Origin of the sequence: Candidatus Pelagibacter sp. (genome assembly GCF_052049775.1) — a bacterium.
GTDB lineage: Bacteria > Pseudomonadota > Alphaproteobacteria > Pelagibacterales > Pelagibacteraceae > Pelagibacter.
Genome location: NZ_JBNGZH010000023.1, coordinates 1 through 11,365 on the forward strand (window position 1 = coordinate 1; position 11,365 = coordinate 11,365).

An 11,365-nucleotide genomic window follows, 5' to 3' on the forward strand; every position below is an offset into this window, starting at 1 on the left:
TTCCTTTTCAATATTGATAGTATTTTTTAATTCAGATCCATACCCTGAAACACTTTCATTTGAGGACCAGAAATTAGTTTTATAAATAAGATCAAATCTTTTTTCTGATGTATCTTGATTAAAGATTAGTTTTTTATTTTTTTGATAAATGCGTTTTTTAATAATTCGATACGGTGTTGTTAGAATTTTTGTAATAGTTTTTATTAAACCATTGTATTTATAAAATTTATAATACCTATTTAATATAAACATTGTCGCTTCTAGAAATTATATTAAAATATAGATGGTAAAATCAATTATTTCTACTTTTCCTTATCATTTAACCTTTTTCTTTTTATTGAAAACATAAGTAAAAGCGCTATAACGAACACTCTCGGAGTGTAGCGCAGCCTGGTAGCGCATCTGGTTTGGGACCAGAGGGTCGCAGGTTCAAATCCTGCCACTCCGACCATTATTATGAAAAAAGCAAAAATTTACATACCTAATAAAAGTGCAATGCAATCAGGTTTGGGGAAACTTGATAAATGGATACTTGAATTTGAAACTAATGATCCAACAAAAAATCCTTTAATGGGATGGGAAAGTTCTAATGATACATATACTGAGCTGAAATTAGAATTTTCAACCAAAGAATTAGCGATAAATTATGCAAAGAAGAAAAAAATTGATTATGAACTAATTGAGCCAAAAAAAAGAAAAATGGTAAAAAAATCCTACGCAGATAATTTTTTAAAATAGATAAATAATGTTTAAATTTTTTACAGATAGAAGATGGTATTTATGGAGTATAGGTGGAACATTACTGATTTTAATGGCTACTTGGTATCAGGTTCAACTTGATGTGAGAATTAATGAATGGTTTGGTGAATTTTACGATACTTTACAAAAAGCTCTCACTAATCCCAATTCTGTATCTGAAAAAGAATTTATTGCGTATCTTTTTACATTTGCAAAAATTGCAGCCGTATATATTTTAGTAGTTATTTTTAGTGATTATTTTACCAGCCACTGGACATTTAGATGGAGAACTGCAATGGCAGATTTTTATCATGACAAATGGAATGATGCTTCTTCTATAGAGGGAGCATCTCAAAGAGTTCAAGAGGATACTCTTAAATTTGCTAGAATAATGGAAGGGCTAGGGGCTGAATTACTGAGAAGTGTAATGACGTTGATTGCTTTCACTCCAATTTTATGGGGCTTATCAAAAAGTATTACAGTGTTACCATGGATTGGCGAAGTTGAACATGCTTTAGTTTGGGTCGCGATTATATCAGCACTGGGTGGAACAATATTATTAGCTAGTGTTGGGATTAAACTTCCTGGCATTGAATATGATATTCAAAAAGAAGAGGCTGCTTATAGGAAAGAATTAGTTTTAGGAGAGGATTTTAAAGAAAGTGCACAACCTGCAAAAATTACAGATCTTTATGGGGGTGTTAGAAAAATTCATTATAAGATGTATTTTCACTACCTTTACTTTAATGCAGTAAAATGGAGTTACTTACAAGGTATGGTAATTGTTCCATATTTAGCATTAGCACCAACGATTGTAACTGGTGCAATAACACTTGGTTTTGTTCAACAAATTATAAGAGCTTTTGGTCGAGTTGAAACATCACTGCAATATTTAGTTAGAAGCTGGCCAATTATTGTTGAACTAATTTCAGTTTGGAAAAGATTGAGAGAATTTGAATCAAAATTAGAGAAAAATATATCTATTGAAACTGCAAAATAATGTCATTAGACAAAAAATTTGAAGACTTATTTTTAAATGTTTCAATCAAAGCAGCCTTATCATCTTACCATTTTGTTGGAAAAAAAGATAAAATAGCAGCAGATAAATCGGCTGTAGATGCAATGAGAAATAAACTCAATGAAATAGAAATGAGAGGAAAGGTGGTTATAGGGGAGGGAGAATTGGATGAAGCTCCTATGCTTTTTATTGGGGAAACTTTAGGCACCATGAATGGTCCTGAGTTAGATATTGCTGTGGATCCTTTGGAGGGAACTAATTTTGCAGCAAATAATCAGCCAGGAGCATTATCTGTTATTGCAGTTGCAGAAAAGTCAAATTTATTTAGTGCACCAGAGACTTATATGAACAAAATTTCTGCAAATGTACCCTCTGAGGGTATTATTGATTTGGATTATTCAGTTAAAAAAAATATTTCTAATCTTGCAGATTATAAGAATAAACAACCTAATGAACTTTCTGCATGTATTTTAGATCGACCAAGGCATAAAAAGATTATTGAAGAACTGAGGAATTTGAAAGTGAATTTAAAACTTATTTCTGATGGAGATGTATCAGGAGCTTTATTAGTTTCTGATAAAAAATATAATATAGATATTTTTATGGGTATTGGCGGCGGACCCGAGGGTGTGCTTGCAGCTTCTGCTTTAGATGCTTTTGATTGTTTTTTTCAAGGTAGATTTATTTTCGATAATGAAAATGATGTAAATAGGGCAAAAAAAATGGGTATAGATGATTTAAATAAAAAGTATTTGTTAAATGAAATAATTACAGGTGACTCAATTTTTTGCGCTACCGGCATTACAAACGGGGACATTGTTTCTGGGATTAAAATAGTGGAAAATAATTATATATCAGAAACGCTCATTACACATAAATCTACAAATTTGAAAAAAATAATAAAATCAAAAAATGAAATAGATGAATAAAAAAGATAATTCCTACAAAACTATAAGTGAAGTTGTTAAAATATTAAATTTAAAATCAAAAAAAGGGGACTCTCTACCCACTCATACTCTTCGTTTTTGGGAAAAAGAATTTAAACAAATTAAACCTAAAATACTAACTGGAAATAGAAGATATTATGACAAAAAAAGCATTGAATTATTAAAAAAAATTCATTTTTTATTAAAAGATCAAGGAATGACTATCAAAGGTGTAAAGAAAATACTAAATAATAAAGAACCTTTAAAGCTTGACGAAATGGCAGATAATTCTATAAGAGCAGGTAATTTAAAAAATAAGTTAAATAAGATTTCAAATATTGTAAAAAGTTTAAAAAAATTTAAATAAGATGGCAAAAAAAACTCATATAAAAGTTCGTTTAGTCCCTGAAGAAAAACCTGATAGTCCTTTTTTTTATTATGTAAAAAAGCCAGCTGGTGGAGAAAAAGCCAAAGTAAAATTAAAAGCTAGAAAATATAATCCTTCAACTAGAAAACATGAAATTTTTGTTGAAAAAAAATTACCACCACATAGTAAATAATCATTTTTTTTTAAAATTTCTTCTTTCGTAATCAATATAAGACCAGATCATATTTTTCCATATTCTATTAGTAATACGTGGATCAATTTTATTCTTTAAAGATTTTTTTCTAATATTGCTAAGTATGGATTTAATTCTTTTTTGATCAACTATTTGATTTTTTCTATCTTTAAGTTCTAAAACTTTTTTCACGAGAAATGTTCTCTTTTTTATAATTTTTATAAGTGAATTATCTATTTTATCTAGTTCTGATCTAATTTTGCCTAGTTTTTTTCGTTTTTGCGGCGACATTTATATATTTGGATAATTAAAAAATTATTATATTTATTCGCATATGTACACAGCAAATCATAAGATTAATAATCAATTATCTCTCTGGTTAATTTCAATGTTTTGGATTGTGTCCATTATGATTGTTGTTGGTGGTTTAACAAGATTGACGGACTCGGGTCTTTCAATTACTAAATGGCAACTTTTCTCAGGATTTTTACCACCTTTAAATCAAGAAGACTGGATTTCATATTTTAATCTTTATAAGCAAATACCTGAATTTAAATTACAAAATTACAACATGAATATGCAAGAATTCAAAATTATCTTTTGGTGGGAATGGGCACATCGTCTTTTAGGAAGATTAATTGGTATCGGATTTTTAATACCATTAATTTATTTTTCTTTTAAAATTAGTATTTCAAAATTGTATAGTTTGTATTTAATTTTTTTTCTAATATGTTTTCAAGGCTTTATTGGTTGGTATATGGTCAGTAGTGGTCTTGTAGATAGAGTTGATGTAAGTCATTTTAGATTATCTATTCATTTATTGATTGCTTTTATTATTTTATCATTAATATTCTGGAACTATCTCAAGCTAAATTTGAGTTATAATACAACAAATAAAATAAATCCTTTAATACCACTCATTTTTTTAATATTGGTTTTTACGCAAATTGTTATAGGAGCTTTTGTATCTGGTATGGATGCTGGAAAAATTTATAATTCCTGGCCAAATATGGGTACAGCATATTTTCCTGATGATAATGAATTTTTTAATTTATTTAAACTATCTGCTTTTAGCGATCCATCTTTAGTCCAATTTATTCATAGAAACTTAGCTTATATAATCGGATTTTATTATTTATTTATGTTTTACAAAATTTATAAAGATAAAATTTTTGATTTATACGAGTCTATAAATGTATTGGGTTTCTTTATTTTATTACAAATTTTTTTAGGAATAATAACAGTCTTATATGGTGCACAAATCTATATAGCATCTTTGCATCAAATAAGCTCAATCTTTTTGGTAAGTTCTTGTATCTATTTTTTATTTCTTAATACAAGATTTAACTAACTGCCCTTAATTTACCTTTAGAAGATTTGTTTAAAGCTTGGTTTAAATCCTCAATGATATCATCTACATGCTCAATACCAATACAAAGTCTTACATAGCTCTGTGTAACTCCAGATGCTGCTAGTTCTTTTTCATTTAATTGGCTATGAGTTGTGCTAGCAGGATGTATTGCTAAACTTCTTACATCACCAATATTTGCAACATGATAAAACATTTTTAAAGACTCAATGAATTTTTTTCCAGTCTCAATACCACCTTTTAATTCAATACCAACCATTGGCCCATAACCACCCTTTAGATATTTTTTTGCTCTATCAGCGATTGGTTTATTATGTTCAGTAGAATAGATTACTTTTGTAACCTCTTTGTGTTTTTTCAAAAAATTAACAACTTTTCCTGCATTCTCACAATGTTGTTTCATGCGTAAAGCAACAGTTTCTAAACCCTGAATTATTGCAAATGCATTATCAGGGGCTAATGCGGAACCAAGATCTCGTAATAAACATACTCTAGCTCTTACTGCAAAAGGAACATTTGCTCCTGTAAGCTCAGGCACTGCTTTTCCCCATATTACTCCACCATAACTAGCATCAGGTTCATTAAATAAGGGTTGTCTTTTTGGATCAGCTGTCCAATCAAAATTACCACTATCAACAATGCTTCCTGCTACTGCGGTTCCATGTCCACCAATATATTTAGTAAGGGAATGAATTACTATGGCTGCACCATGTTCAATAGGTTTACAAATAACTGGTGATGCAGTGTTGTCCATAATTAATGGAATATTATATTTTCTGCCAATATCAGAAACTTCTTTTATAGGAAAAACTCTAAGATAAGGATTTGGTAAAGTTTCTCCATAAAAAGCTCTTGTTTTATCATCTACTTTTTTTTCAAAATTTTTTGGATCACTTGGGTCTGCATATCTAATTTCAATTCCTAATTTACTTAATGTATGTGTAAATAAAGACACAGTTCCACCATATAGGTCTGTTGAACTTACAATATTATCACCCGCCTGAGCCACATTTAATATTGCAAAAGATGATGCTGTTTGACCTGAAGATACTGTTACACAAGACAAACCTCCTTCTAAGGCAGCAACTCTTTTTTCCAAAACATCATTAGTTGGATTCATAATTCTTGTATAGATGTTTCCAAATTCTTTTAATGCAAAAAGATTAGCAGCATGTTCAGTATTATTAAACTGATACGATGTTGTTCTATAGATAGGTACTGCTACAGCATTTGTAGCTGGATCACTTTTATAGTCACCACCATGAATGGCTAAAGTCTCTGGATTATTTCTTTTAGTACTCATTTTTGCTCCTTTTTTAGTGCTTATGCTTCATGCAAGGCGCACAATATAGTTCAAATGCCTACCGATTTTTAGAGAGTTTCCATTTTAGCAGTTAATGCCCGCAATAGGATCAAATCGGCAATCTCTTTTTACCAGAATAGAGTTATTTTACAAGGTAAATATAAAATTGACTTTAAACTTAATAATAGTATTAATCCTCGCTTAATGACAAAATTTGTTAAAAAAAGTGAGCTTAATTCATCATGGTTTGAAATTGACGCGAAAAACGCTGTTGTAGGAAGACTTGCAACAATTGTATCTAAAATAATTAGAGGAAAAAATAAAGCAACATATACTCCTCATATGGATACAGGAGATTTTGTAGTAGTCAAAAATATAGAGCATGTAAAATTTACAGGAAAAAAATTTCAAAATAAGAAATATTACAGACACACTGGCCATCCTGGAGGTATTAAAGAAACAACTCCAGAAAAATTACATGAAAAAAAACCAGGTGAGGCATTAAAATTAGCAGTTAAAAGAATGTTACCAGGTGGTGTTTTAGGCAGAAAACAACTTACAAAACTTAAAATATATGCTGGTGACAGTCATCCTCACTCAGCTCAAAATCCTAAAATAATTGAATTAGATAAGTTGAATAGCAAGAATATAGTAAGAAATTAATATGGAAAACACTCAAACTTCATCAAAAATAACAAAATTAAAACTTGATTTTAAGGATAGCAAATATGCAACTGGAAGAAGGAAAACATCTATTGCAAGAGTTTGGCTTAAAAAGGGTTCAGGAAAAATTTATGTTAATGGCAAATTATACAATGAGTATTTTTCTAGTGAGAATCACAAAATGCAAATTACAAGACCCTTTGAATTGATAAATCAAGCTACAGGTTATGATGTTAGATGTAATGTTAAAGGTGGTGGTCCAACGGGACAAGCAGGGGCAATGGTACATGGAATTTCAAAAGCTTTAGTATTATTAGATGAAAGCTTTAAATCTACTCTTAGAACTGAGAAATTAACCACGAGAGATTCCAGGGCAGTTGAAAGAAAAAAACCTGGAAGAAGAAAAGCTAGAAGAAGCTTTCAGTTTTCTAAAAGATAATTTTTTTTTAATTTTAAACTGTTATAATAAGAAATGCCTAAGATTAATGTATTAGTCGCTGGATCAACTGGTTATATTGGTATCCAATTGATAAAATTGTTAAACAAACATAAATATGTAAAAATAAAGTATTTATGTGGAAACACATCAGTAGGAAAAAAAATTTCTTATTACGATAAGACTATTGGATTAAAAAAATTACCCAAAATTGTAAAATTCAATAAAAAATTTTTGAGTGAAATTGATGTTGTATTTACAGCACTTCCCAATGGAGAAGCGCAAGTAATTTCAAAATATTTGAATAAACAGAACGTTTTAATTGATCTTGCCGCAGATTTTAGGCTTCAAAAAGCTTTAGATTACAAAAAATGGTATAAAAAAAATCATAAAGCAAAATATAATATTAAGAATAGTATTTATTCTTTACCTGAAATTACAGGAAAAAAAGTTAAAGATTATAAAATTATTTCTTGTCCTGGATGTTATCCGACTTCTATTCTATTACCCTTGATACCTTTATTAAAAGATAGATTAATAAAAAATCATAATATTATAATTGATTCAAAATCAGGATATTCTGGTGCTGGAAGAGGTGTACACAAAAAATATAAAGATAAAAATTTGTATGAATCTTTAAGTGCTTATGGTGTTGCATCACACAGACATAATTCTGAAATTGAAGAAATGATCAAGAGATGCGTTAAAGGAAATATTCAATTTGATTTTACTCCTCATTTATCACCTATGTTTAGAGGCATTTTAAGCACAATTTATGTTGAGCTTAATCAGGCTTCTTCAGCATCAAAAGTATTAAACACGTTGAAAAAATATTATAAAAAAGCAAATTTTATAAAAATATTAAATAAAAACAAATTAATAAGCACAAATGATGTAATTAATACGAATAATTGCAATATATCTGTTTGTAAATCAAAAAATGAGAATAAGATAATTATACTTTCTGCTATTGATAATCTTATTAAAGGGGGAGCGGGTCAGGCAATACAAAATATGAATATGAAATTTAATTTTCCAAAAGATGCTGGTTTTAAATGAATAATTTATTATTTATAGCTTTATTTATATTTTTAAATGCATGTTCATTAAATATTGACTCTAATAATTTGAATGAAAAAAATGATAATAACAAATTGACCGAAATAATAAAAAAATCAAATGATGTTAGATTAATGACGATTGAAGAGTATGAAATTTATATTAATAATTATATCAAAAAAAGTAAATTTCCGGATATTAACTAATGAATAAAAATATAAATATTGCACTAGTTGGATTAGGTCAGGTTGGAATATTTCTATATAATGAATTGAACTCAAAAAAGAGAGAAATTGAGACAAAAACTGGAAAAAGAATAAAGATTGTAGCTATATCTGCTAAAAATAAGAATAAAAAAAGACGATTTAACATTGATAAAAAAATTTTTTATTCAGATCCTTTGAAAATTTTTAAAGAAAAAAAAATAGATATTTTATTTGAATGTATTGGTTTATCTGATGGTATTTCCAAAAAGATAGTAGAATACGCTTTGAAAAATAAAGTAAATGTAATAACGCCGAATAAAGCATTAATTGCTAAACATGGAGATCATTTAACGAAAATAGCTGAAATAAATAAAGTAAATCTAGAATTCGAAGCTTCTGTAGCTGGAGGAATTCCAATTCTTCGAACTATTAAAGAGGGTTTAGCAACCAATAAAATTAAAAAAGTTTATGGAATCCTAAATGGGACAACGAATTATATCTTATCAGAGATGGAAAATAGTAATGAAAGTTTTGAAAAAGTTTTAAAGAAAGCCCAGATACTTGGATATGCTGAACCAGGTAATCCTAAATTAGATCTTAATGGTTTTGATGCTTTTGCTAAAATTAGAATATTATCTGCACTTTCATTTAATATCAAAACATCAAAAAGTAAGTGTATAATGGAAGGAATTGAAAACATTAAACTAGAAGATATTAAAATAGCAAATCAATTAGGACTGAGGATAAAATTACTTGGTATTTCTGAAATTATTAATAATAAATTATTCGAAACAGTACACCCATGTTTAGTGAGTAAAAACTCCTATATTGGAAATGTGAATGGTGTGATGAATGCGGTTATTGTAGAGGGCAAACCAGTAGGTCAAAGTATTTTACAAGGAGAGGGGGCAGGTCCTGGACCAACTTCCTCATCCTTATTATCAGATTTACTATCAATTTTGAGAGGGAATATAAAACCCCCTTTTGGAATTTCATATAATAAAAGAAAATCTATAAAACCCTTTAACAATCAAAATTACTCTAATTCATTATATCTTAGGTTTGAAGTTAAGGATAAACAAGGCGTTTTGTCTTTGATAACAAATCGATTATCAAAATTTAAGATTTCAGTAAAAAGAATTATTCAAACTCCTGATAAGAAAAATAAGAAGGCTACAATTGTCATTATAAGTCATAAAACAACTGAAAAAAATATTAAAAATTGTCTATCAATTTTTAAAAAAAATAGAAATATTCTTAAATTTCCAACTTTAATTAGACTTTATAATTAATGGATATTTATATAAAACTTTTTGAAGTTTTGTTTCCAGTATTCTTTGTTGTGGGTATTGGATATTATCTTGGTAAAAAAAATCCTAAAATTGATACTACATTTATCACTAATTTCGCTGCAAACGTTGGCACACCAGCAATGATTATTTATGCATTAAATCCAGTAAATATATCGTTTACTATTTTCATTAACTATTTTTGGTATTATGCAATCGCAATTGTTGGGTTCATTATTGTTGGAATAATTATTTTATTTCTTTTAAATACTAAAGATATAATAAGAGAGCTTCCACCTTTAACAATGCCTAACACAGGTAATATGGGTCTACCAATATGTTTATTCGCGTATGGTTCTCAAGGCCTTGGTGTTTCAGCCGCTATTTCAGCCTTAATCATTTTGTGTCACTTTACATTAGGTGTTTTTTTAGCAGATAGAAAATTTAGTTTACAAGTCATACTAAAAAGCCCACCTTTTTATGCGATCATTATTGCAGTTTTTTTACTTTATTATGATTATGAACTTCCAGGATTTATTGAAAATACTACTTTTTTATTAATGTATGCCACAATATTTTTAATTTTGATGTCATTAGGAATAGCACTCACAAGACTTAAAGTTTTTTCACTTAATAAAGCAATATTTTCATCTTTAGGCCGAGTTATTGTGGGACCTATTATTGGGTATTTATTGATATTATATTTTGGTCTAGAGGGGTTTGCGGCTGGTGTATTACTAATACAATGTTCAATGCCCAGCGCAGTTCTTAATTATCTTGTTGCATCAATTTATTCACCTAAAAAAATTATTGATAGTGTTGCTAGTACAATTGTTGTGTCAACACTTATGTCATTTATAACAATTCCAATTGTTGTATTCTTTGCTTTAAAATACTTTAATTAGTCTATATCTTTCTTATATGAAGGCTATTACATTTAATCTTTTAGCGTGGGTGATGCTTCCAATTATGGATGGTTTTGCTAAATATTTAAGCGCTGAATTACCTGTATTACAAATCACTTGGGCAAGATATTTTTTTACTGTGGCGTTCACTTTACCAATTATGTTTTTCTTTTTTCGAGAAAATCTCGTTTGGACAGACAAACCAAAGCTACAATTTATAAGAGGCTTAATACTTTTAACTGCAAATATTTGTTTTTTTTATGCCATTTCAGTAATCTCTTTAGCAAAAGCGTTAACTTTGGCATTTGTTGCACCTTTGATTGTTACAGCATTTTCTCCAGTTTTTTTAGGTGAGAAGGTTGGATTTAGAAGATGGTCAGCTGTAATTATAGGATTTATAGGATCCTTGATTGTTATAAGACCTGGTTTTGTAGAAATTAATTTAGCAAGTATTGCTGCACTTGGAACAGGAATAATGTATGGATTTTATTTAATTATTACTCGTAAGTTAAGTACTTCAGATAACCCTTTATTAACTTTATTGTTAACCGGTGTAGTAGGGGCTGTTATCATTTCATGTGTAATGCCTTTTGTTTGGATCAAGCCAACAATTAATCAGTGGTCAATGATGGCTGCTATTGGTGTATTTGCCTGCGTAGGTCATTTATTTCTAATATTATCTCTAAAATACGCTGATGCTTCAAAATTAGCTCCATTTAGTTACTTTGAGATCATTACAAACATAATTATAGGTTATTATTTCTTTAGTGATTTCCCTGATAATTGGACTTTCTTAGGTTTGTTTTTTATTGTATTAAGTGGAATCTACATCTCAAGAAGAGAGAACTTACTTAAAAAAGTCAAATAATAGGTAATATTTATTTACTATTATC

15 protein-coding genes, 1 tRNA gene, 1 pseudogene and 1 riboswitch are annotated in these 11,365 nt (G+C 28.7%); of the genes and pseudogenes, 14 read left to right on the top strand and 3 right to left on the bottom strand.

What is annotated here, in order from left to right:
• A pseudogene (locus ACTT83_RS03795) lies at positions 1–252 on the bottom strand (hypothetical protein); the annotation flags it as partial.
• Between the two features lie 122 nt (positions 253–374).
• Between ACTT83_RS03795 and ACTT83_RS03800 the strand changes: the two are divergent.
• From ACTT83_RS03800 to ACTT83_RS03825, 6 genes are all read left to right on the top strand, one after another.
• Positions 375–451: transfer RNA gene (locus ACTT83_RS03800), tRNA-Pro, on the top strand.
• Positions 452–456: 5 nt separating this feature from the next.
• A complete protein-coding gene (locus ACTT83_RS03805) occupies positions 457–738 on the top strand; it encodes an ETC complex I subunit (RefSeq protein WP_440917024.1) in 282 nt (93 codons plus the stop codon).
• A gap of 7 nt (positions 739–745) precedes the next feature.
• Complete coding sequence (locus ACTT83_RS03810) at positions 746–1,738, top strand: putative transporter (RefSeq protein ID WP_440917023.1); 993 nt, start codon at positions 746–748, stop codon at positions 1,736–1,738.
• Positions 1,738–2,685 (top strand): class II fructose-bisphosphatase, encoded by a 948-nt coding sequence (gene glpX / locus ACTT83_RS03815; RefSeq protein WP_440918812.1) that lies wholly within the window; start codon positions 1,738–1,740, stop codon positions 2,683–2,685. Before ACTT83_RS03810 ends, glpX begins: the two co-directional genes overlap by 1 nt.
• Positions 2,678–3,049, top strand: a complete 372-nt coding sequence (locus tag ACTT83_RS03820; protein WP_440918813.1) for a MerR family transcriptional regulator — start codon at positions 2,678–2,680, stop codon at positions 3,047–3,049. Before glpX ends, ACTT83_RS03820 begins: the two co-directional genes overlap by 8 nt.
• 1 nt (position 3,050) lies before the next feature.
• Positions 3,051–3,242: a 50S ribosomal protein L33 gene (locus ACTT83_RS03825; RefSeq protein ID WP_440918204.1), complete on the top strand. Its 192-nt coding sequence runs from the start codon at positions 3,051–3,053 to the stop codon at positions 3,240–3,242.
• Here ACTT83_RS03825 and ACTT83_RS03830 read toward each other — a convergent pair whose 3' ends face one another.
• Positions 3,243–3,533: a chorismate mutase gene (locus ACTT83_RS03830; RefSeq protein WP_440918814.1), complete on the bottom strand. Its 291-nt coding sequence runs from the start codon at positions 3,531–3,533 to the stop codon at positions 3,243–3,245.
• A 43-nt stretch (positions 3,534–3,576) separates the two neighbouring features.
• Between ACTT83_RS03830 and ACTT83_RS03835 the strand changes: the two genes are divergently transcribed.
• A complete protein-coding gene (locus ACTT83_RS03835; protein WP_440918815.1) occupies positions 3,577–4,593 on the top strand; it encodes a COX15/CtaA family protein in 1,017 nt (338 codons plus the stop codon).
• On the opposite strand, the gene ACTT83_RS03840 is transcribed toward ACTT83_RS03835, so the two are convergent.
• Positions 4,586–5,914: an O-acetylhomoserine aminocarboxypropyltransferase/cysteine synthase family protein gene (locus ACTT83_RS03840; RefSeq protein WP_440918816.1), complete on the bottom strand. Its 1,329-nt coding sequence runs from the start codon at positions 5,912–5,914 to the stop codon at positions 4,586–4,588. The two genes, ACTT83_RS03835 and ACTT83_RS03840, sit on opposite strands and share 8 nt — an antisense overlap.
• Positions 5,915–5,916: 2 nt before the next feature.
• Positions 5,917–5,983: riboswitch (SAM riboswitch) on the bottom strand.
• Between the two features lie 135 nt (positions 5,984–6,118).
• On the opposite strand from ACTT83_RS03840, the gene rplM reads away from it, so the two are divergent.
• The 7 genes from rplM to ACTT83_RS03875 are packed head-to-tail and all read left to right on the top strand — an operon-like array spanning position 6,119 to position 11,340.
• Positions 6,119–6,577, top strand: a complete 459-nt coding sequence (gene rplM / locus ACTT83_RS03845; protein ID WP_440918817.1) for a 50S ribosomal protein L13 — start codon at positions 6,119–6,121, stop codon at positions 6,575–6,577.
• Between the two features lies 1 nt (position 6,578).
• Positions 6,579–7,016: a 30S ribosomal protein S9 gene (rpsI, locus tag ACTT83_RS03850; protein WP_440918818.1), complete on the top strand. Its 438-nt coding sequence runs from the start codon at positions 6,579–6,581 to the stop codon at positions 7,014–7,016.
• Positions 7,017–7,049: 33 nt separating this feature from the next.
• Positions 7,050–8,072, top strand: a complete 1,023-nt coding sequence (gene argC, locus ACTT83_RS03855) for an N-acetyl-gamma-glutamyl-phosphate reductase (protein ID WP_440918819.1) — start codon at positions 7,050–7,052, stop codon at positions 8,070–8,072.
• Positions 8,069–8,278: a hypothetical protein gene (locus ACTT83_RS03860; protein WP_440918820.1), complete on the top strand. Its 210-nt coding sequence runs from the start codon at positions 8,069–8,071 to the stop codon at positions 8,276–8,278. Before argC ends, ACTT83_RS03860 begins: the two co-directional genes overlap by 4 nt.
• Entirely contained in the window at positions 8,278–9,570 is a 1,293-nt protein-coding gene (locus tag ACTT83_RS03865) for a homoserine dehydrogenase (protein ID WP_440918821.1), read from the top strand. The genes ACTT83_RS03860 and ACTT83_RS03865 overlap by 1 nt, the downstream gene beginning before the upstream one ends.
• Positions 9,570–10,472, top strand: coding sequence for an AEC family transporter (locus ACTT83_RS03870; RefSeq protein WP_440918822.1), 903 nt, complete (start codon positions 9,570–9,572; stop codon positions 10,470–10,472). The genes ACTT83_RS03865 and ACTT83_RS03870 overlap by 1 nt, the downstream gene beginning before the upstream one ends.
• Positions 10,473–10,488: 16 nt before the next feature.
• Positions 10,489–11,340 (top strand): DMT family transporter, encoded by an 852-nt coding sequence (locus ACTT83_RS03875; protein WP_440918823.1) that lies wholly within the window; start codon positions 10,489–10,491, stop codon positions 11,338–11,340.
• Positions 11,341–11,365: the final 25 nt, after the last annotated feature.